Source organism: Pseudomonas flavocrustae (assembly GCF_029872515.1).
GTDB classification, from domain to species: domain Bacteria; phylum Pseudomonadota; class Gammaproteobacteria; order Pseudomonadales; family Pseudomonadaceae; genus Chryseomonas; species Chryseomonas aestiva.
The window spans coordinates 111,276-132,112 of sequence record NZ_JAPDIQ010000005.1 but is presented as its reverse complement, the minus strand read 5'-3'; the positions used below and the strand labels follow the sequence as shown (position 1 = coordinate 132,112).

General features: G+C 66.9%; 16 protein-coding genes. 6 read left to right on the top strand and 10 right to left on the bottom strand.

Annotation, left to right across the window (positions count from 1 at the left end; all coding sequences use genetic code 11):
* Positions 1–71: 71 nt before the first annotated feature.
* From OMP44_RS12970 to OMP44_RS12945, 6 genes are all read left to right on the top strand, one after another.
* Entirely contained in the window at positions 72–1,433 is a 1,362-nt protein-coding gene (locus OMP44_RS12970) for a M16 family metallopeptidase (RefSeq protein WP_280308693.1), read from the top strand.
* On the top strand, positions 1,430–2,869 hold the full coding sequence (locus OMP44_RS12965; protein ID WP_280308690.1) for a M16 family metallopeptidase: 1,440 nt from the start codon (positions 1,430–1,432) through the stop codon (positions 2,867–2,869). Before OMP44_RS12970 ends, OMP44_RS12965 begins: the two co-directional genes overlap by 4 nt.
* Position 2,870: 1 nt before the next feature.
* Positions 2,871–3,440, top strand: a complete 570-nt coding sequence (gene rsmD / locus OMP44_RS12960; protein ID WP_273861868.1) for a 16S rRNA (guanine(966)-N(2))-methyltransferase RsmD — start codon at positions 2,871–2,873, stop codon at positions 3,438–3,440.
* Positions 3,437–4,441 (top strand): hydrolase, encoded by a 1,005-nt coding sequence (locus OMP44_RS12955; RefSeq protein WP_280308687.1) that lies wholly within the window; start codon positions 3,437–3,439, stop codon positions 4,439–4,441. The genes rsmD and OMP44_RS12955 overlap by 4 nt, the downstream gene beginning before the upstream one ends.
* 99 nt (positions 4,442–4,540) lie before the next feature.
* Entirely contained in the window at positions 4,541–5,026 is a 486-nt protein-coding gene (coaD, locus tag OMP44_RS12950; RefSeq protein ID WP_133861478.1) for a pantetheine-phosphate adenylyltransferase, read from the top strand.
* A 99-nt stretch (positions 5,027–5,125) separates the two neighbouring features.
* Complete coding sequence (locus tag OMP44_RS12945) at positions 5,126–5,377, top strand: YfhL family 4Fe-4S dicluster ferredoxin (RefSeq protein ID WP_007161640.1); 252 nt, start codon at positions 5,126–5,128, stop codon at positions 5,375–5,377.
* Between the two features lie 23 nt (positions 5,378–5,400).
* Here OMP44_RS12945 and OMP44_RS12940 read toward each other — a convergent pair whose 3' ends face one another.
* The 10 genes from OMP44_RS12940 to gltB all read right to left on the bottom strand — a co-directional run bounded on the left by OMP44_RS12940 (position 5,401) and on the right by gltB (position 20,776).
* A complete protein-coding gene (locus OMP44_RS12940; protein WP_133861480.1) occupies positions 5,401–5,757 on the bottom strand; it encodes a multidrug transporter in 357 nt (118 codons plus the stop codon).
* Between the two features lie 85 nt (positions 5,758–5,842).
* Positions 5,843–6,655: a prolipoprotein diacylglyceryl transferase gene (lgt, locus tag OMP44_RS12935; RefSeq protein WP_280308684.1), complete on the bottom strand. Its 813-nt coding sequence runs from the start codon at positions 6,653–6,655 to the stop codon at positions 5,843–5,845.
* Positions 6,656–6,674: 19 nt separating this feature from the next.
* Positions 6,675–7,457: a sulfite exporter TauE/SafE family protein gene (locus tag OMP44_RS12930; RefSeq protein WP_280309019.1), complete on the bottom strand. Its 783-nt coding sequence runs from the start codon at positions 7,455–7,457 to the stop codon at positions 6,675–6,677.
* A 76-nt stretch (positions 7,458–7,533) separates the two neighbouring features.
* Positions 7,534–9,813, bottom strand: coding sequence for a phosphoenolpyruvate--protein phosphotransferase (gene ptsP / locus OMP44_RS12925; protein WP_133861481.1), 2,280 nt, complete (start codon positions 9,811–9,813; stop codon positions 7,534–7,536).
* A gap of 111 nt (positions 9,814–9,924) precedes the next feature.
* Positions 9,925–10,398, bottom strand: a complete 474-nt coding sequence (locus tag OMP44_RS12920) for an RNA pyrophosphohydrolase (RefSeq protein WP_007161635.1) — start codon at positions 10,396–10,398, stop codon at positions 9,925–9,927.
* Between the two features lie 191 nt (positions 10,399–10,589).
* Positions 10,590–12,113 carry an MFS transporter gene (locus OMP44_RS12915; protein ID WP_187980373.1) on the bottom strand — a complete coding sequence of 508 codons (1,524 nt, stop codon included), beginning with the start codon at positions 12,111–12,113 and terminating at the stop codon, positions 10,590–10,592.
* Between the two features lie 110 nt (positions 12,114–12,223).
* Positions 12,224–13,237 (bottom strand): Ldh family oxidoreductase, encoded by a 1,014-nt coding sequence (locus OMP44_RS12910; RefSeq protein ID WP_187980374.1) that lies wholly within the window; start codon positions 13,235–13,237, stop codon positions 12,224–12,226.
* Between the two features lie 92 nt (positions 13,238–13,329).
* Positions 13,330–14,397 carry a uroporphyrinogen decarboxylase gene (hemE, locus tag OMP44_RS12905; RefSeq protein WP_273861871.1) on the bottom strand — a complete coding sequence of 356 codons (1,068 nt, stop codon included), beginning with the start codon at positions 14,395–14,397 and terminating at the stop codon, positions 13,330–13,332.
* Positions 14,398–14,818: 421 nt separating this feature from the next.
* Positions 14,819–16,237, bottom strand: a complete 1,419-nt coding sequence (locus OMP44_RS12900) for an FAD-dependent oxidoreductase (protein WP_133861485.1) — start codon at positions 16,235–16,237, stop codon at positions 14,819–14,821.
* A 90-nt stretch (positions 16,238–16,327) separates the two neighbouring features.
* Positions 16,328–20,776, bottom strand: a complete 4,449-nt coding sequence (gene gltB, locus OMP44_RS12895; RefSeq protein WP_273861872.1) for a glutamate synthase large subunit — start codon at positions 20,774–20,776, stop codon at positions 16,328–16,330.
* Between the last annotated feature and the right edge of the window lie 61 nt (positions 20,777–20,837).

The following is a 20,837-nucleotide window of genomic DNA, read 5'->3' as shown; positions in this document are numbered from 1 at the left end:
CGAAAAACGCGCGACCGTCCCCAGGACGCAGCCGCTTCGTCCCCTACCGCGCTACAAGGCATGCTCTCGCGATGTCCGCCTCCCGCTCCCGTCGGACCGCCCTGGTCGTCCTGCTCAGCCTGCTCCCCACCCTCGCCCTGGCCGATGCCAGCCGGCAGAACACCGAGGAATTCACCCTCGACAACGGCCTCAAGCTGGTGGTCCGTGAAGATCACCGGGCGCCGGTCGCCGTGGTGCAACTCTGGTACCGCGTGGGTTCGAGCCTGGAGGCACCCGGTGCGACCGGCTTGTCCCATGCCCTGGAACACCTGATGTTCAAGGGTAGCCGCAAGCTTGACGCCGGCGAGGCCTCGCACCTGCTGCGCGACCTGGGCGCCGAGGAAAATGCCTTCACCACCGACGACTACACCGTCTATTACCAACTGCTCGCCCGTGATCGCCTGCCGGTGGCCCTGGAGCTGGAAGCCGATCGCATGCAGCATCTGCGGCTGGCGCCCGACGAAGTCAGTCGCGAGCTGGAGGTGATCAAGGAGGAACGCCGGCTGCGCACCGACGACCGCCCCGAGGCACTGTCCTTCGAACGCTTCAAGGCCGCCGCCTACCCGGCCAGCGGCTATCGCAATCCCACCATCGGCTGGCCCCAGGACCTGCAGCGCCTCGGCGTGGACGACCTGCGCCGCTGGTACCAGACCTGGTACGCGCCCAACAACGCCACCCTGGTGGTGGTGGGCGACGTCGAGCCCCAGGCGATCCGCGCCGAGGTGCAGCGCTGGTTCGGCACCCTCCCGCGCAGCGACCTGCCCGCGCCGCGCCGCCCGCTGGAACTGCCGGCGCCGGGCGAGCGCCGCCTGGACCTGCAAGCCCGCGAACTGCCCAGCCTGCTAATGGGCTTCAACGTGCCCAGCCTGGCCACCGCCGCCCAGCCGCGCGATGCCTACGCGCTGCAACTGCTGGCCGCCCTGCTCGGCGGCGGTTCGGGGGCGCGCCTGCCCAGCCGTCTCGAACGCGGCGCGGAAGTGGCCAGCAGCGTGCGCGCCGCCTATGGTGCCTACACCCGTGGCGACAGCCTCTTCCTGCTCAGTGGCACCCCCAACACCCAGCGCGGCAAGACCCTCGACCAGCTGGAAGCGGCCTTCTGGGCGCAACTGGACCTGCTCAAGCGCGAGCCGCCCAGCACCGAGGAGCTGGCCCGGGTCCGCGCCCTGCTGGTGGCCGGGCTGGTCTATGGCCGCGACTCCATCACCGCCCAGGCCAGCAGCATCGGTCAGCTGGAAAGCGTCGGCCTCGGCTGGCGTCAGGGCGATCGGCTGCTTGACGAACTGGGCCGGGTCACCCCCGACGACCTGCGCCGGGTGGCGCGCACCTACTTCACCCGCGAGCGCCTGACCCTGGCCCAGCTCAAGCCCGCAGTCACCGCGGAGAATCGTCCATGAAGCCGCTGTTCTGGCTGTCGCTGTGCCTGCTCGCCGGTTGCCAGTCCCCTACCCCGGTCGGCGACCTGGCGCGCGCCTATCCCGCCGTGGACAGCCTCAGGACGCTCAAGGACGCACCGCCCCTGGGTCGCCAGCTGGATATCCAGCGCTGGCGCACCGCCGAGGGCGCCCAGGTGCTGTTCGTGCCGGCGCCGGAATTGCCGATGTTCGACGTGCGCCTGATCTTCGCCGCCGGCAGCAGCCAGGACGGCGCCACCCCGGGCCTGGCCATGCTGACCAACGGCCTGCTCAACGAAGGCACCCCGGGACGCGATGCCGGCGCCATCGCCGACGGCTTCGAGCGCCTGGGCGCCGATTTCAGCAATGGCGCCTATCGTGATCAGGCGGTGGTCGGACTGCGCACCCTCGCCGATCCGGCCCATAGCGAACCGGCCCTGGCGCTGCTGGCCGAGGTGGTCGGTCGCCCGGCCTTTCCCACCGAAGCCATCCAGCGCATCCGTGACCAGTTGCTGACGCTGATCGCCGCCAGCCGCCGCGAACCGGCCAGCCTGGCCGGCGAAGCGCTGCAGGAGCGCCTCTACGGCAATCATCCCTATGCCCATTCGCCACGGGGCACCGCAGCCGGAGTGACCCCTCTCGATGCGGCCAGCCTCAGGGCCTTCCATGCCCGTGCCTATGCCGCCGGCAATGCGGTGATCGCCCTCACTGGCGACCTGGATCGAACGCGCGCCGAACAGATCGCCGCCCGGCTGTCGCGCGCCCTGCCCCGCGGTCCGGCCCTGCCGCCACTGCCGGTGCCAGCGCCTGCCGCACCGGCAGTGGTGCAGCTGGAGGTCCCGGCCCAGCAGACGCGTCTGCTGCTCGGCCAACTCGGCATCACCCGCCGCGATCCCGACTACGCCGCCCTCTTCGTCGGCAACCAGATCCTCGGTGGCGGCGGCTTCGGCAGTCGGCTGATGACCGAGTTGCGCGAACGCCGTGGTCTCGCCTACGGCGTCAGCTCGGGCTTCACCCCCATGCGTCAGCCCGGTCCCTTCACCATCGGCCTGCAGACCCGCGCCGAACTGGGCGATGCCACCCTGGCGCTGGTCCGCGAACTGCTGCGCGACTACCTGGCCCAGGGCCCCACCCAGGCCGAACTGGACCGCGCCAAGCGGCAGATCGAAGGCAGCTTCCCGCTGGCCAACGCCAGCAACGGCGCCATCGTCGCGCAATTGGGCAACATCGGCTTCTACGACCTGCCCAGCAGCTACCTGGACGACTTCCTCCAGCAGGTCTGCCGCCTCACGGTGGAACAGGTGCATGCCGCCCTGCAGCGCCATCTGGACCCGGAAAGGTTCGTCGTGGTCAGCGCCGGTCCACGGGTCGCCCAGCAGCCGCTGCCGCCACCCCGCCCTCTTCCCAACCTGCCGCCCAGCGGCGTTCCGGAGCACTAGCATGGCCCAGAAGACCGCCAACCAACTGCGCATCATCGGTGGCGACTGGCGCAGCCGGCGCTTCGTCTTTCCCGATGCCCTGGGCCTGAGACCCACCCCGGACCGGGTCCGCGAGACCCTGTTCAACTGGCTGGCCGCCGTCACCCCGGGCGCACGGGTGCTGGATCCCTTCGCCGGCAGCGGCGCCCTGCTGCTGGAAGCCCTGTCCCGCGGCGCCGGCCCGGCGCTGGCCTTCGACCTCAATGCCCAGGCCGCCAATGCCCTGCGCGGCCATCTGCAGGCCCTCGGCTGCGCCCACGCCGAGGTGCGCCAGACCGACGCCCTGCAGGCGCTGGCCAAGCCAGCGGCGACGCTCTTCGACCTGGTGTTTCTCGATCCGCCCTTTGCCAAGGACCTGCTGGAGCCGGCCTGCGCGGCTCTGGAAACCCAGGGCTGGCTGGCCGCGGACGCCTGGATCTACACCGAGAGCGAGACCCAGCCCTCGCGCCTGGCCCTGCCCGCGACCTGGCAGCTGCACCGCGAGAAGAAGACCGGCAACGTCCACTACGCCCTCTGGCGCCGCCAGGTGTGAACAGCGCACTCTTTCGCCCGGCGCGCTGGCTGCCCGGCCCGCACCTGCAGACCCTCTGGGGCTCGCTGTGGCGCCGCCTGCCACCCATCACCCGGCCGCGGGAGCGGCTGTGGCTGGAGGATGGCGACTTCCTCGATCTGGACTGGTACCACGCCGAGGATCCGCGTGCGCCGCTGGTGCTGATCGCCCACGGCCTGACCGGCAGCTCCGGCTCCCACTACGTACTCGGCCTGCAATTCGCCCTCGCCGCCCGCGGCTGGGCCAGCGTCGGCCTCAACTGGCGCGGCTGCTCCGGCGAACCCAACCGCCTGCCGCGCGGCTATCACTCCGGCGTCAGCGAAGACCTGGCGGCAGTGGTGCGCCATCTGCAGGCCAGTCGTCCGCACGCGCCGCTGTATGCGGTGGGCTTTTCCCTGGGTGGCAATGTGCTGCTCAAGTATCTCGGTGAGCGCGGCGCGGACAGTGGTCTCACCGCCGCAGCCGCGGTCTCGGTGCCCTTTCGTCTGGACCTTTGCGCCGATCGCATCGGCCTCGGCTTCTCGCGCATCTACCAGCGGCACTTCATCCGTGAACTGGCGCGCTACGTGCGCGACAAGCAGGCGCTGTTCGACCGCGAGCGCCACCCCGAGCAGCACGAGATCCTCGCACGCCTGGGGCCGCCCGAGGGGCTCAAGACCTTCTGGGACTTCGACGACCGCTACACCGCGCCCCTGCACGGCTTTCGCGATGCCCGGGACTATTACCGCCAGGCCTCCAGTCGCTACTACCTGGGGGGAATCCGCATCCCCACCCTGCTGATCCAGGCCGAGGACGATCCCTTCATCGGCACCGACGCCCTGCCCGCCCGCGCCGAACTGGCGCCCGATACCCTGTTCGAGCGCCTGCCCCACGGCGGCCACGTGGGTTTCGTCGGCGGCGCCTTCCGCGATCCGGACTACTATCTGGAAAGACGCATCCCCGACTGGCTGGTCAGCCAGCGGGCAGCGCCATCCGGCCGATAAACGCCCACGGGTCGGCGATCCCGGCGGCTGTCGCCTTGGCCTCACTCCGCCCCTGAGCTACCATCCAAGCCCCAACAGCTTCGCCCCCAGGACAGCGTCATGAACCGAGTGCTATACCCCGGCACCTTCGACCCCATCACCAAGGGCCATGGCGATCTGGTGGAGCGCGCCTCGCGGCTGTTCGACGAAGTCGTGGTGGCGGTGGCGGCCAGCCCCAAGAAGAATCCGCTGTTTCCGCTGGAGCGCCGGGTCGAGCTGGCCAAGGCGGTGACCGCGCACCTGCCCAACGTCGAGGTGATCGGCTTCAGCTGCCTGCTGGCCACCCTGGTGGAGCAGCAGCAGGCGACCATCATCCTGCGCGGCCTGCGCGCCGTGTCGGATTTCGAATTCGAATTCCAGCTGGCCAACATGAACCGGGTGCTCGCGCCCCAGGCGGAAAGCATGTTCCTGACCCCGTCGGAGCACTATTCCTACCTGTCCTCCACCCTGGTGCGGGAGATCGCGGCGCTCGGTGGCGACGTGACCAAGTTCGTCCATCCCACCGTGCATCAGGCGCTGCTGGAGCGTTTTGCCCCGGGCAGCTGATTAACCCCAAGGACTGTCGGGTGCAGCCGGCGCGCGGATGGGGCAAAATGCGCGCCTGACTTTTGGATCGCTGCGCGTTCGCGCGGCGTGGAGCCGACGATGTCCCTCATCATTACCGACGATTGCATCAACTGCGACGTGTGCGAGCCCGAGTGCCCGAACGGCGCCATCTCCCAGGGTGCGGAGATCTATGTGATCGATCCGAACCTGTGCACCGAGTGCGTAGGCCACTACGACGAACCCCAGTGCCAGCAGGTCTGCCCGGTGGACTGCATCCCCCTCGACGAGAACCATGTCGAGACCAAGGAGCAGCTGCACGACAAGTATCTGAAGATCAGCGGCCAGGCCTAAGCGACCTGGCCTGGCGCCAGGGCCTATTCGGTACGCCCGTATCCGCTCTGGGTGCAGCCCAGGCAGCGCACGAAGGCCGCCTTGCCCGGCTCGACCACCAGCGCCTTGCCGGCCTTGCCGATGTTACCGCCGGCGGCGGTGAACGGCAGACTGACCACGAAGGCGCCCGCGCCGATCACGGTGGCGGCGATCAGCAGCGGTCGCGCGATCAGCAGATCGCCGATCATCGAAAAGGCGGCGGGAGCCTGGGCTTCACCGAACGCCTGGTCGGCGGTCTGATATTCGGTGACGTCACCCTGGGCCTGCTGTGCCTGAGCCGGCAGGACCTGCATCGTCAGGGCCAGCGCCAGCACGGCGGCCAGGCTACGGAACGGATTCATACGGCTGATCCCTTGCGCGGTTGTAATGGTGGTCCCTGAACTATAACAGGCCGCCCGCACTTGTCATGCGGGCGGCCCCCAGACGTCATTCGGCGCGGACGACCGGCTGCGGCGCACGGCGGTAGGCATAGACCATCAGCGCGACACCGCCGAGCACCATGGGTACGCAGAGTACCTGCCCCATGGTCAGCCAGCCCCAGGCCAGATAGCCGAGCTGGGCGTCGGGCACCCGGACGAATTCGACGATGAAGCGGAAGATGCCGTAGCAGAGCACGAACAGGCCGGACACGGCCATGGTCGGCCGCGGCTTGCGCGAGTACAGCCAGAGAATGACGAACAGCGCCACGCCTTCCAGGGCGAACTGATAGAGCTGCGACGGATGGCGCGGCAGCTGGGCCGGATCGCTGTAGGGCGGGAAGATCATCGCCCAAGGGACATCGGTGGGCTTGCCCCAGAGCTCGGCGTTGATGAAGTTGCCGATGCGACCGGCACCGAGGCCGATGGGTACCAGCGGCGCGATGAAGTCCATCAGCTCGAAGAAGCCCTTGTTGTGGCGCTTGCCGAACCACCAGACCGCCAGGATCACGCCGAGCAGGCCGCCGTGGAAGGACATGCCGCCCTTCCAGACCTCGAAGATCAGCGTCGGATTGGCGATGTACTCCGCCAGGTTGTAGAACAGCACGTAGCCGAGTCGCCCCCCAGCGATGACCCCCAGCGCCACCCAGAACACCAGATCCGACAGCGTCTCGCTGGTCCAGCGCGGATCGAAGCGATTGAGCCGACGCTTGGCCAGCCACCAGGCGCCGCCGATCCCCACCAGGTACATTAGGCCGTACCAGTGGATCTTCAGCGGCCCCAGCGACAGGGCCACCGGGTCTATTTGCGGATACGGCAGCATGGTGCCTCCTTGAAAGGGATCAGAGTAGGAAGTTGAGACCGACGCCGAACAGCAGCAGGGCGAACAGGCGCTTGAGCAGCCGGGGCGAGAGGCGATGGGCCAGTCGCGCACCGAAACGGGCCGAGAACATGCTGGCCAGGGCGATGCCCAGCAAGGCCGGCAGATAGACATAGCCCAGACTCCAGGCGGGCAGACCCGGCTGCTGCCAGCCGACCAGGATGAAGGACAGCGCCCCGGACAGGGCGATGGGCAGGCCACAGGCCGCCGAGGTGGCCACCGCCTGCTGCATCGACAGGCTACGCCAGACCAGAAAGGGCACGGTAAGCGAGCCGCCGCCGATGCCGAAGATCGCCGAGGCCCAGCCGATCACCGCCCCCGCCACCGTCAGCGTCGGCTTGCCGGGCTCGCCGGCCTGGCGCCTGGGGCGCAGGTCCAGCGCCAGCTGGAGGGCAATGAGAATGGCGAAGGTGCCGATGATCTTCTGCAGCAGCGGGCCATGGATGGCAGCGGCGGTCAGGGCGCCCAGGGCGCTGCCGAAGACGATGCCCAGGGCCATCCAGGCGAACAGCCGCCAGCGCACGGCGCCGAGTCGATGGTGGGCCCAGACGGAATTCAGCGAGGTGAAGACAATGGTGGCCAGCGAGGTGCCCACCGCCAAGTGGGTAAGGATGTCCGGATCGAGGCCCTTGGCGGTAAAGCTGTAGACCAGCACCGGCACGATGATCAGGCCACCGCCAACCCCGAACAGACCGGCCAGCAGCCCGGCGCAGGCGCCGAGCACCAGGAAGAGCAAGAGATCCATCATCACCTCGGGCGCAAGAGGCGGCATGGTACGCCGCTACCTGTCAGGCGGGAAGCAGCCTTCCCGCCTGACACGCTCAGCTCTGGACGCTGGCTGCCGGGTTGATCACCCGGCCCAGTCCGAGATTGCGCAAGGCCAGGTGCAGGGCGCTGTGGATGACCTGGGGATTGTCGATCTGGCGCATCTGCTGCACCAGCTCGCGGGCCTTTTCCAGGGTGACCTGGCGCAGCAGCCACTTCACCTTGGGCAGGTTGGTGGCGTTCATCGACAGGGTATCGAAGCCCATGCCCATGAGCAGCACCGCCGCCGCCGGATCGCCGGCCATCTCGCCGCAGATGCTGACCGGCACCCCTTCGGCATGGGCGCCATCGACCACCTGTTGCAGCGCCTGCAGCACCGCCGGGTGGAAGTAGTCGTAGAGGTCAGCCACCCGCGGGTTGTTGCGATCCACCGCCAGCAGGTACTGGGTCAGGTCGTTGGAACCCACCGAGATGAAGTCCACCTGGCGCGCCAGATCACGAGCCTGGTAGACCGCCGAGGGGACCTCGACCATGACACCCACAGGCGGCATAGGGATATCGACGCCTTCGTCACGCACCTCGCACCAGGCACGGTGCAGCAGATGCTGGGACTCCTCCACCTCGTGCACACCGGAAATCATCGGCAGCATGATGCGCAGGTTGTTCAGGCCTTCGCTGGCCTTGAGCATGGCGCGGGTCTGCACCAGGAAGATTTCCGGATGGTCCAGGGTGACGCGGATCCCGCGCCAGCCGAGGAAGGGATTGTCTTCCTTGATCGGGAAATAGGACAGCGCCTTGTCGCCGCCGACGTCCAGGGTACGCATGGTCACCGGCGCCGGATGGAAGGCGGCCAGTTGCTCGCGATAGATGGAGAGCTGTTCCTTCTCGCTGGGAAAGCGCTCGTTGACCATGAAGGGTACTTCGGTGCGATACAGCCCGACCCCTTCGGCGCCGCGCTGCTGGGCACGGGCCACGTCGGCCATCAGGCCGGTGTTGACCCACAGCGGCATGCGGTGACCGTCGAGGGTCTCGCAGGGCAGGCTGCGCAGGGCGTCGAGGCCCTGGGTCAGCTGGCGCTCCTCTTCCACCACGTCGCCATACTGCTTGATCAGCGTCGGCGAAGGATTGGTGAAGATCTCGCCGTGGTAGCCATCGACGATGAGGTCGATGCCGTCCACCTTGGAATACGGCAGATCCACCGCGCCCATGACGGTGGGCACGCCCATGGCACGCGCCAGGATGGCCACGTGGGAATTGCCCGAGCCAAGCACCGAGATCAGGCCGACCAGGCGCCCTTCGGGCACCTCGCCGAGCATGGCCGGCGAGAGTTCCTCGCTGACCAGGATGGTGTTTTCCGGATAGATCAGGCAGGCCTGGTGGGCCTGCTGCAGATAGGCCAGCAACCGGCGACCGAGGTCGCGCACGTCGGCGGCGCGTTCGCGCAGATAGGCGTCGTCCATCAGTTCGAAGCGCTGGACGTGCTCCATCACCACCTGGCGCAAGGCACCCTGGGCCCACTGGCCGCTCTTGATGATGGTGGTCACCTCGTTACCGAGGGCGGCGTCGTCGAGCATCATCAGATAGACGTCGAACAGCGCCTGCTCTTCCTTGCGCAACTGGGTGGACAGGCGCTTGGACAACGCCTTCATGTCCGCCCGTACGCCTTCGATGGCGGTGCGGAACAGCTGCAACTCGGCGTCGATGTCGGTCACGGTCTTGTCCGGGACCACTTCCAGGTCGGCCGGTGGCAGGACCACCACCGCCTTGCCGACGCCGACCCCGGGCGAACCGGGGATGCCGACGAAACGGGCCTCCTGGATACCCCGGCCCTGCCGGTCCAGCCCGCGGATGGTCCCGGTAGCCTCGGCATGGGCGATCACCCCGGCGAGCTGGGCGCTCATGGTCACCAGGAAGGCCTCCTCACCCTCGTCGAACTGGCGACGCTCCTTCTGCTGCACCACCAGCACGCCCATGACGCGCCGGTGGTGGATGATGGGCGCGCCGAGAAAGGAGGCATAGCGTTCTTCGCCGGTCTCGGCAAAGTAGCGAAAGCGCGGGTGACTGGCGGCGTCTTCGAGATTGAGCGGCTCTTCGCGGGTCCCGACCAGACCGACCAGGCCCTCGTTGGGGGCCATGCTGACGCGACCGATGGACTTCTTGTTGAGGCCTTCGGTGGCCATCAGCACGAAACGGTTGGTGTCCGGATCCAGCAGATAGACGGAGCAGACCTGCGACTGCATGGCCGCGCGGACGCGCTGCACGATGATGGACAGTGCCGACCCCAGATCCTTGGCGGCATTGACCTCCTGGACGATCTTGCGCAGAACTGCAAGCATCTAGCGCCTCCGCAGCCGACGCCCGGCGGAGCCGCCGGCGTGCATCACGTGTCGTTCATCCTGCATGACCACAGCTTCTCCTCACCTCTTTCGCACCGGCCGTACCGGTAATCAGGCCAGCAAGCGGGGTGCCAACTCCTTGAGCGCCCGCCGATAGACCTCTCGCTTGAAGGTCACCACCTGGCCCAGTGGGTACCAGTAGCTTACCCAGCGCCAGCCATCGAATTCCGGCTTGCCCGTCACATCCATCCGCACCCGCTGCTCTTCCGCGGTCAGCCGCAGCAGAAACCACTTCTGCTTCTGGCCGATGCACAGCGGACGGCTGTGGGTGCGCACCATGCGCTGCGGCAGACGATAGCGCAACCAGCCCCGGGTACAGGCCAGGATGCGGACGTCATCGGGGCTCAGCCCCACCTCTTCGTTCAGCTCCCGGTACAGCGCCTCTTCGGGCGTTTCCCGATCATCTATCCCACCCTGGGGGAACTGCCAGGCATCCTGATTGATGCGGCGGGCCCACAGTACTTGGCCGGCATCGTTGGCGAGAATGATGCCGACATTGGGGCGAAAACCATCAGCGTCGATCACGGCTGCCACCCTTGAAAAATGTCGTTGCCCGCATTGTTCCACAAAGCCCGACAGCCCAGCAATGCAAGCTCCGGACCGACTGGGGCGCGGCCGACCGGCGCAGGCGCCCGACAGCTGCCGCGACCTGCAAAAGCCCGCATTATGGTGGTCGCTAGCTGAACGTCGGCTTAAGGGCCGGCAAACGTCGCGCCTCAGCGAAAATGCCGTTGCACGGCCATGTAGAGGGCCAGTGCCAGACCGATCCAGCCGACCAGCCAGAAATAGTCGAGATAGCCCAGCACCTGGCTCTGGCGGGTGACCAGACTGGAGATCTGCGCCAGGGCGTTGTCGGCGCCGGTGGCTTGCCGATAGCGTTCGCCATAGGCCTGGTAGTTCTGCGCATAGGGATTGACCGCGGCGCTGAGCACCGCGGCGTGAAAGGCGTCGCGCCACTGCAGGAAGACGTTGGAGAGCACGATGCCCATGGGCATGACCAGTTGCTGGGTCATGTTCTTGATCTGGTAGGCCTGGCTGAAATAGGCCGGCTCGACGCGCATGAAGGTGTACATGATGATCACCGCGAAGGTGCCGATCAGGTAGGTGCCATGCATCATCAGCCCCGGGACCAGCTGCTGGTAGAGGGGCACGTCGGCGTGCTGGCGCACCATCCAGAAGCCGTAGCCGGCCAGCAGCAGATAGCCCGCCACCAGGTACTTGCGAAAGCCGCCCCAGGGAAAGCGCTCGCGCAGCCGCACCGAGGTGATCATCAGCAGCGGTGCCAGACCGCACAGCCAGCCCAGCGCCATGACGCCCCCGGCGGTATAGACCGGCAGTTGCAGGCCGTTGACCACGTACTGGGGGATGATGAAGTTGTAGGCGCCGAGCAGGAAGTAGTTGAGCATCATGAACAGCATGCCGGCGAGAAAGCCCGGGGTGATGGCGTGCTTGAAGTCCAGCGTCGGCCGCGCCAGGCCGCGCTCGTAGTAGACATAGAGTCCGAGGATGGCCGTTCCCAGCAGCAGCTCCAGGGCCAGCCACAGCCCGTCGCTGAAGAAGTCGAAGGCCAGGCGCTGGGTGGTGGTGGTCAGCAGCAGGCTGCCCACCGCCAGCAACACCATGGACAGCAGCGAAGGCGCTCCGGAATTCTGCAGCGGATGGGAGCGTCGCGGCAGCGACAGCCAGACGCACACCGCCACCAGCGCGCAGGCCAGCGCCGGCACCATGAAGATGGCGCGCCACTGATGACCTTCCAGCAATTCCGCGGTGGTGAAGGACGCGAGCGCACCACCCAGGGGCACGCCGGAGGCGAAGGCGCGGATCCCGGTCGGCAACTGCGGACCGGAGAAATACATCTGCACCAGTACCCGCGCCCCGGCAAAGAAGGTGGCGGCACCGGCGCCCATCAGTACTCGCCCGACGATGAAGGTCGGTAGATCGGTGGCCACCAGGCAGCACACCTGGCCGACCAGGTGGATGCCGACGGCGGTGAAGATCAGGTTGCGATAGCCCAGGCGCTGGGCGAACCACTGGTGCGGGGCGCTGGTGACGATGACCGCGGCGCTGTAGCAGGCCGTGGCCAGGGTGTAGCTGCGCGGGTCGATACCCAGGCCGCCGTAGACATAGCGGTTGGCCAGGGCGATTGACAGGTTGTCGAGAAAGTACACCAGCACCATCAGGGTGATGCTCAGCAGCAACAGGCCGCGGTGGTGAGGGCGATCGGTGTCGTCGGCGTACATGAAGACCCATGCTGGCACTAAGGGGGCCAGTCGTGGACCCTGCGTCCGGGGCGGGGTTCAGAGACCGCGTTGTCGCAGCCTCCTTCAGGTGATACGGATCGCGTCCCGACTCAGCCGGGCAGCAGGGCCCGGACGTCGGCCAGGAGTTCGTCCGGCACCTCCACCCAGCCACGGGTGGTGTTACGAGTCCGTGCCTGATAGCGGCGCTGCGACGGCAGGCGGGCGCCCTGGGCCTCGATGCCGGCGAACAGCTGCTCGGCGCGCTGCTGATAGTCGGCTACCGCGGCGCCGAGAAAGCGCTGGGGATCGAAGGCCAGGATGAGTTCGCCGTGATAGGGCAACCCGCCCGCGCCGGCGTCGACCACGGAGGACTCCGGACTGGTGAGATCGCCGATCAGGGGACCGGCGAGCAATTCGATCATGGCCGACAGCGCCGAGCCCTTGTGGCCACCAAAGGTGAGCATGGCGCCCTCCTCCAGCACGGTGCGGGCATCGCTGCTGGGAGCACCCTCGGCATCCACCCCCCAGCCCTCGGGCAGGGCCTTGCCGGCGCGTCGATGCAATTCGATTTCGCCGCGGGCAACGGCGCTGGTGGCGAAGTCGAAGACGAAGGGCTGCCCTTCCGGCCGTGGCCAGCCGAAGGCGATGGGATTGGTACCGAACAGGGGACGACGCCCACCGGCCGGGGCGACATAGGCCTGGGTCGGATTGCAGGCCAAGGCCACCAGGCCCCTGGCGGTGAGGGCTTCCATCTCCACCCAGAGCGCCGAGAAGTGCACGCAGTTGTTGATCGCCAGGGCTGCCAGACCGCACTTGCGCGCCTTGGCTTCCAGCAGCGGCAGACCCGTATGAAAGGCCAGCGGCGAGAAGCCGCCCCCGGCATCGACCCGGACAATGGCCGGTGCCACCTCTTCGACGCGAGGCTCGGCATCTGCCACCACCTTGCCGGCCTTGAGCGTCTTGACGATGCCCAGGAGCCGATAGATGCCATGGGAGGCGCAGTCGTCACGCTGGCCGGCCACCATCATGGCGGCGATGGCCGCGCCCTGCGGCTGACTGAAGCCATGGGCCGCGAGCACCTCTTCGGCCAGGTGCTGCAGTTCTTCCGGGGTCATCTGGGCCATGGCGGCGCTCCGTCGGGAAAACCCCGACTATGCCGTAACCGGCCACGCCCCGCTCGCTCGACTTGGGACCGGTCGTGCCGATCCCGGCACAGTCAGCCTTGGTGGTAGCGCCCCGACAACTCGTGGACGGCTTCGATGAAGGCACCGGCATGGGCCGGATCCACCTCGGGGGTGATGCCATGGCCCAGGTTGAAGACGTGGCCGCTGCCCTGGCCGTAGCTTTCCAGGATGCGCCCAACCTCGGCGCGGATGGCCGACGGCTTGGCGTAGAGCACGCTGGGGTCCATGTTGCCTTGCAGGGCAACCTTGGCACCCACACGGCGGCGCGCTTCGCCGATGTCGCAGGTCCAGTCCAGGCCCAGGGCCTCGGCCCCGCTGTCGGCCAGGCTTTCCAGCCAGAGACCGCCATTCTTGGTGAAGAGGATCACCGGTACCTGGCGCCCTTCATGCTCGCGGATTAGCCCGGCGACGATCTTGCGCATGTAGGCCAGGGAAAATTCCTGGTAGGCCGCGGCGGACAGGTTGCCGCCCCAGGTATCGAAGATCTGCACCGCCTGGGCGCCGGCGCGGATCTGGCCGTTGAGGTAGGCGGTGACCGCCTGGGCCAGCTTGTCCAGCAGCAGGTGCAGGGCCTCGGGGGTGTCGTAGAGCATGGCCTTGGCCTTGCGGAAATCCTTGCTGGAGCCGCCTTCGATCATGTAGGTGGCGAGGGTCCAGGGGCTGCCGGAAAAGCCGATCAGGGGTACCCGGCCGTCCAGCGCCGTGCGGATGGTGCGCACGGCGTCCATCACATAGCCCAGGTCGGATTCGGCATCGGGGATCGGCAGCGCCTCGATGTCGGCAGGCGTGTCGATCACCTTGCGAAAGCGCGGCCCCTCGCCGGTCTCGAAATAGAGGCCCTGACCCATGGCGTCGGGGATGGTGAGGATGTCGGAAAAGAGGATGGCGGCATCCAGCGGATAGCGCTCCAGCGGCTGCAGGGTCACCTCGCAGGCGAATTGTGGGTTCTTGCACAGACTCATGAAGTCCCCGGCGCGGGCCCGGCTGGCGCGGTACTCGGGCAGATAGCGCCCGGCCTGGCGCATCATCCACACCGGGGTGACGTCCACCGGCTGCTTGAGCAGGGCACGCAGGAAACGGTCGTTCTTCAGGGCAGTCATGGCGACATCCGGCAGCAAAAGTGCCGGCATTGTCGCAAAGCGGCTGGCAAAAGGCACGGCAGCGGGTCGTGCCTTTTGTCTATCGGGGCGATGGGGTGGCGGTTGTGACTGGCAAGGGATAGCCGCGTGGAAAACGCTGTGCGGTTTTCCACCCTACGCATCGGTGGCGGCGTGAAGCCGTAGGGTGGGTAACGGCGCGGCCTTACCCACCGTCGAGCCCAGCACATTACAGCCACCCTCGAGAGGACGGATTCAACGAGCTAATCGCGGCCATGCCGGTGCGCCGTAGCGACCGCTCCTACAAGAGCGTCATGCCAGGCAGGAGCGGTCGCATCGGCGAACCGCCATGGCCTCGATAATCTTTCAGCAACAAAAAAGCCGACCGGCTTCCACCGGTCGGCTCCTGTCCAGCGGCCTGGGCTCAGACGCCCAGGTAGTCGAGGATGCCCTCGGCGGCGTTGCGGCCTTCGAAGATGGCGGTCACCACCAGGTCGGAGCCACGCACCATGTCGCCACCGGCAAAGATCTTCGGATTGCTGGTCTGGTGCTTGAATTCGTGCAGCCCTGGCGCGACCACGCGCCCCTGGCTGTCGAGATCGATGCCGAACTGCTCGAACCAGGGCGCGGGACTCGGGCGGAAACCAAAGGCGATGACCACCGCATCGGCCGGCAGGATTTCCTCGGAACCGGGAATCGGCTCGGGACTGCGGCGACCACGGGCATCGGGCTCGCCCAGACGGGTCTCCACCACCTTGACGCCTTCCACCTTGTCTTCGCCGATGATGGCGATGGGCTGGCGGTTGAAGAGGAACTTCACGCCCTCTTCCTTGGCGTTCTTCACTTCCTTGCGCGAGCCCGGCATGTTGGCGGCGTCGCGGCGGTAGGCGCAGGTCACGCTCTTGGCGCCCTGGCGGATGGAGGTGCGGTTGCAGTCCATGGCGGTGTCACCACCGCCCAGGACCACCACGCGCTTGCCCTTCATGTCGACGAAGTCGGCCGCATCCTTTTCGAAACCCAGGTTGCGATTGACGTTGGCCACCAGGAAATCCAGGGCGTCGTGCACGCCGGGCAGATCTTCGCCGGGGAAGCCGCCCTTCATGTAGGTGTAGGTGCCCATGCCCAGGAAGACCGCATCGAATTCCTCGAGCAACTGGTCCATGGTCACGTCCTTGCCCACCTCGGTGTTGAGGCGGAATTCCACACCCATCCCGCCGAAGACCTCGCGGCGGCGGCTGAGCACGGTCTTTTCCAGCTTGAATTCGGGGATGCCGAAGGTCAGCAGGCCACCGATCTCGGGATGCTTGTCGAACACCACCGGGGTCACGCCGTTGCGTACCAGGATGTCGGCACAGCCCAGGCCGGCCGGACCGGCACCGATCACGGCGACGCGCTTGCCGGTCGGCTTGACCTTGGACATGTCCGGGCGCCAGCCCATGGCGAAGGCGGTGTCGGTGATGTATTTCTCCACCGAACCGATGGTCACCGCGCCGAAACCGTCATTGAGGGTACAGGCGCCCTCGCAGAGCCGATCCTGCGGGCAGACCCGGCCACAGACCTCGGGCAGGGTGTTGGTCTGGTGCGCCAGCTCCGCCGCCGCCAGGATGTTGCCTTCGGAGACCAGCTTGAGCCAGTTGGGAATGAAGTTGTGCACCGGGCACTTCCATTCGCAATAGGGGTTGCCGCAACCCAGGCAGCGGTGCGCCTGCTCGGCGGCCTGCTGGGGCTTGAAGGGATCGTGGATCTCGACGAATTCCTTCTTGCGCTGGCGCAGCAGCTTCTTCTTCGGATCCTTGCGACCGACCTCGATGAACTGGAAGTCGTTGTTCAGACGTTCAGCCATTTCCAAACCTCTTGAAGCGGCGCCCCTTCAGCAGGGCGCCACGAGCTATCACGGTGAAACCGGCGCCTTGCGGCGCCGGCATCGAAGTCGTTATTCCGGACGGGCGCGGGTGCTGACCAGCAGCGACGCCAGGCTGGCCGCCTTGGGCTTCACCAGCCAGAACTTGCGCAGGTAGTCGTCCAGATTCTCATGGAGATGGCTGCCCCAGGCACTGCCGGTCTCGCGCACGTATTCGGCCAGCACCCCTTCCAGGTGGCTGCGATAGGCTTCCATGGCCTCGCTGTTGATGCGCTGGATCTCCACCAGTTCGTGGTTGACCCGGTCATAGAAACCGTTGTCCAAGTCCAGCACATAGGCGAAGCCGCCGGTCATGCCCGAGCCGAAGTTGTAGCCGGTCTTGCCCAGCACGCAGACGAAGCCGCCGGTCATGTACTCGCAGCAGTGGTCGCCGGTGCCTTCCACCACCGTGTGGGCCCCGGAGTTGCGCACCCCGAAGCGCTCACCGGCGGTGCCGGCGGCGAACAGCTTGCCACCGGTGGCGCCATAGAGGCAGGTGTTGCCGATGATGGCCGATTCCTGGCTCTTGAAGCCCGCGCCCTGGGGCGGGGTGATGACCAGCTTGCCGCCGGTCATGCCCTTGCCCACATAGTCGTTGGCATCGCCTTCCAGATACATATGCAGGCCGCCGGCGTTCCAGACGCCGAAGCTCTGGCCAGCAGTGCCCTTGAAGCGGAAGGTCAGCGGCGCCTTGACCATGCCCTGGTTGCCGTGACGCCGGGCGATTTCACCGGAGACACGGGCACCGATGGAGCGGTCGCAGTTGCCGATGCTCAGGCTGAAGTCACCGCCTTCGAGCTTTTCGATCCCGGGCAGCGACAGGCGTACCATTTCCTCGGCCAGCAGGCCCTGGTCGAACGGCGGGTTCTTTTCCACCTGACAGTACTGCGGCTTCTCGGCCGGAATATGATCGCTACCCAACAGCGGGGTGAGATCCAGGTGCTGTTGCTTGGCGGTCTCGCCCGGCAGGATTTCCAGCAGATCGGTACGACCGATCAGCTCGCCCAGGCTGCGCACGCCCAGCCTGGCCAGCCACTCGCGGGTTTCCTCGGCGATAAAGGTGAAGAAATTCATCACCATCTCTACCGTACCGATGAAGTGTTCCTTGCGCAGGCGGTCGTTCTGGGTGGCGACGCCGGTGGCGCAGTTGTTCAGGTGGCAGATGCGCAGGTACTTGCAGCCCAGGGCGATCATCGGCGCAGTACCGAAGCCGAAGCTCTCGGCGCCGAGGATGGCCGCCTTGATCACGTCCAGGCCGGTCTTCAGACCGCCGTCGGTCTGCACCCGCACCTTGCCGCGCAGGTCGTTACCGCGCAGGGTCTGGTGCGCCTCGGCCAGGCCCAGTTCCCAGGGCGAACCGGCGTACTTGATGGAGGTCACCGGCGAAGCACCGGTGCCGCCGTCGTAGCCGGAGATGGTGATGAGGTCGGCATAGGCCTTGGCCACACCAGCCGCTACCGTCCCCACGCCGGGCTCGGACACCAGCTTGACCGATACCAGCGCCTTGGGGTTGACCTGCTTGAGGTCAAAGATCAGCTGCGACAGGTCTTCGATGGAATAGATGTCGTGGTGCGGCGGCGGCGAGATCAGGGTCACGCCGGGTACCGCATAGCGCAGCTTGGCGATCAGGCCGTTGACCTTGCCACCGGGCAGCTGGCCGCCCTCGCCCGGCTTGGCGCCCTGGGCCACCTTGATCTGCAGGACCTCGGCATTGACCAGGTACTCGGGGGTGACGCCAAAGCGGCCGGTGGCCACCTGCTTGATCTTGGAGCTCTTGATGGTGCCGTAGCGCGCCGGGTCCTCGCCGCCCTCACCGGAGTTGGAGCGCCCACCCAGGCGGTTCATGGCCTCGGCCAGGGCCTCGTGGGCCTCCGGCGAGAGAGCGCCCAGGGAGATGCCGGCCGCGTCGAAGCGGGTGAAGATGTTGGCCAGCGGCTCGATCTCGTCCAGCGCCAGGGGCTGGTCGCTGGTCTTGACCTTGAGCAGGTCGCGGATCATGGCCACCGGACGCTGGTCCACCAGCGCGGTGTATTCGCGGAACTTGGCGTAGTCGCCCTGTTGCACGGCGGCCTGCAGCAGATTGACCACGTCCGGGTTGTAGGCGTGGTACTCGCCGCCATAGACGAACTTGAGCAGGCCACCCGGCTGGATCGGCTTGCGGTTGTTCCAGGCCTCGCCGGCCAGCAGCTTCTGCTCGGCTTCCAGGTCGACGAAGCGCGCACCCTTGATGCGGCTGGTGACCCCGGGGAAGCAGAGGTTGGTGACCTCGTCCGCCAGGCCCACGGCCTCGAACAGCTGGGCGCCGCGATAGGAGGCGACGGTGGAGATGCCCATCTTGGAGATCACCTTGAGCAGGCCCTTGGTGATGCCCTTGCGGTAGTACTTGAACACCTCGTAGAGGTCGCCCAGCACCTCGCCGGTGCGGATCAGATCGCCCAGCACCTCGTAGGCCAGGAACGGATAGACCGCGGTGGCGCCGAAGCCCAGCAGCACGGCGAAGTGGTGCGGATCACGGGCGGTGGCGGTCTCCACCAGGATATTGCTGCTGGTGCGCAGCCCCAGGTTGACCAGGTGATGGTGCACGGCGCCGGTGGCCAGCACCGCGTGTACCGGCAGCTTGCCCGGCTCGATGTGGCGGTCGGTCAGCACCAGCAGCACCTTGCCGGCGCGCACGGCCTCCTCGGCCTGCTCGACGATGTTGCGCAAGGCCGCCTCGAGGCCCATGGACTCGGGGTAGTTGAGGTCGATCTTGACATGCTCGAAGCCGGGCTTGGGCATGTTGAGAATGGTCCGCCACTTGGCCGGCGAGACCACCGGACTGCTCAGGATGGCGCGATCGGCGTGCTCGGCGGTTTCCTCGAAGACATTGCGCTCGGCGCCCAGGCAGGTCTCCAGGGACATGACGATGGACTCGCGCAGCGGGTCGATCGGCGGGTTGGTGACCTGGGCGAATTGCTGGCGGAAATAGTCGTAGGGGGAACGGATGCGCCGCGACAGCACCGCCATCGGGGTGTCGTCACCCATGGAGCCCACGGCTTCCTGGCCCTGCTCGCCCAGCGGGCGCAGCACCTGATCACGCTCCTCGAAGGTGACCTGGAACATCTTCATGTACTGGCGCAGCTGATCCTGGTCGTAGAAGGCCGAACCGTGATCGTTGTCGTCCAGGGTCGCCTGGATGCGCATGGCGTTCTTGCGCAGCCACTGCTTGTAGGGATGGCGCGCCTTGAGGCGATTGTCGATGTCGTCGGTCTGCAGCACCTCGCCGGTCTCGGTGTCCACGGCGAGGATCTGGCCCGGGCCGACCCGGCCCTTGGCGATGACGTCGTCGGGCTGGTAGTTCCAGACGCCGACTTCCGAAGCCAGGGTGATGTAACCGTTCTTGGTGGTCACCCAGCGCGCCGGGCGCAGGCCGTTGCGGTCGAGCAGGCAGACCGCGTAGCGGCCTTCGGTCAGCACCACGCCGGCCGGACCGTCCCAGGGCTCCATGTGCATGGAGTTGAATTCGTAGAAGGCGCGCAGATCGGCGTCCATGGTCTCGACGTTCTGCCAGGCCGGCGGAATGATCATGCGCACGGCGCGGAACAGATCCATGCCGCCGGTCACCAGCAGTTCCAGCATGTTGTCCATGCTGGAGGAGTCGGAACCGACGCGGTTGACCAGCGGACCGAGCTGATCGAGATCCGGGATCAGTTCGTTGACGAACTTGGTCCGCCGCGCCTGGGCCCAGTTGCGGTTGCCGGTGATGGTATTGATCTCGCCATTGTGGGCGAGATAGCGGAAGGGCTGCGCCAGCGGCCACTTCGGCAGGGTGTTGGTGGAGAAGCGCTGGTGGAAGACGCAGATGGCGGTGGCCAGACGCGGATCGCCGAGGTCCGGATAGAAGGCGGCGAGATCCGCCGGCATCATCAGGCCCTTGTAGACGATGACCCGGGACGACAGGCTGCAGATGTAGTGCTCGGCGTCCTCGGCGTTGCGCACCGAGGAACGGCGGCGGGCGGAGAACAGCTTGACGCCGAACTGCTGGTCGTCGAGACCCGGACCGGCGACGAACACCTGCTCGATGCGCGGCAGGCGGGCCAGGGCCAATTCACCCAGCACCGAGGTGTCGATGGGCACCTTGCGCCAGCCGACCAGGGTCAGGCCGGCGGCCTCGATCTCCAGGTTCATGTTGGCACGGGCCCGTTCGGCACGGGCCTCGTCCTGGTTGAAGAACACCACGCCGGCAGCGTACTGCTCGGGCAATTCGGCACCGAACTGCTCCTGGGCGATGGCGCGCAGGAAGGCGTCCGGCTTCTGCATGAGCAGACCGCAACCGTCACCGGTCTTGCCGTCCGCGTTGATACCGCCCCGGTGGGTCATGCAGGTCAGGGCTTCAATGGCCGTTTCCAGCAGGTCGTGGCTGGGCTCGCCCTGCATATGGGCGATCAGGCCGAAGCCGCAGTTGTCCTTGAAGCTATCGGGATTGAACAGGCCTGCTTTCATAGCGCTCTCACCGGCAATCAGGTTATTGCGAAGGCATCACAAAACGGTCCGCTTATTTGAA

Excerpts from the sequence above, each read along its gene's own strand:
- OMP44_RS12970 (WP_280308693.1), top strand. The coding sequence starts at position 72 with ATGTCCGCCTCCCGCTCCCGTCGGACCGCCCTGGTCGTCCTGCTCAGC.
- OMP44_RS12965 (WP_280308690.1), top strand. The coding sequence starts at position 1,430 with ATGAAGCCGCTGTTCTGGCTGTCGCTGTGCCTGCTCGCCGGTTGCCAG.
- rsmD (WP_273861868.1), top strand. The coding sequence starts at position 2,871 with ATGGCCCAGAAGACCGCCAACCAACTGCGCATCATCGGTGGCGACTGG.
- coaD (WP_133861478.1), top strand. The coding sequence starts at position 4,541 with ATGAACCGAGTGCTATACCCCGGCACCTTCGACCCCATCACCAAGGGC.
- OMP44_RS12945 (WP_007161640.1), top strand. The coding sequence starts at position 5,126 with ATGTCCCTCATCATTACCGACGATTGCATCAACTGCGACGTGTGCGAG.
- OMP44_RS12940 (WP_133861480.1), bottom strand. The coding sequence starts at position 5,757 with ATGAATCCGTTCCGTAGCCTGGCCGCCGTGCTGGCGCTGGCCCTGACG.
- lgt (WP_280308684.1), bottom strand. The coding sequence starts at position 6,655 with ATGCTGCCGTATCCGCAAATAGACCCGGTGGCCCTGTCGCTGGGGCCG.
- OMP44_RS12930 (WP_280309019.1), bottom strand. The coding sequence starts at position 7,457 with ATGGATCTCTTGCTCTTCCTGGTGCTCGGCGCCTGCGCCGGGCTGCTG.
- ptsP (WP_133861481.1), bottom strand. The coding sequence starts at position 9,813 with ATGCTTGCAGTTCTGCGCAAGATCGTCCAGGAGGTCAATGCCGCCAAG.
- OMP44_RS12915 (WP_187980373.1), bottom strand. The coding sequence starts at position 12,113 with ATGTACGCCGACGACACCGATCGCCCTCACCACCGCGGCCTGTTGCTG.
- OMP44_RS12910 (WP_187980374.1), bottom strand. The coding sequence starts at position 13,237 with ATGGCCCAGATGACCCCGGAAGAACTGCAGCACCTGGCCGAAGAGGTG.
- hemE (WP_273861871.1), bottom strand. The coding sequence starts at position 14,397 with ATGACTGCCCTGAAGAACGACCGTTTCCTGCGTGCCCTGCTCAAGCAG.
- OMP44_RS12900 (WP_133861485.1), bottom strand. The coding sequence starts at position 16,237 with ATGGCTGAACGTCTGAACAACGACTTCCAGTTCATCGAGGTCGGTCGC.
- gltB (WP_273861872.1), bottom strand. The coding sequence starts at position 20,776 with ATGAAAGCAGGCCTGTTCAATCCCGATAGCTTCAAGGACAACTGCGGC.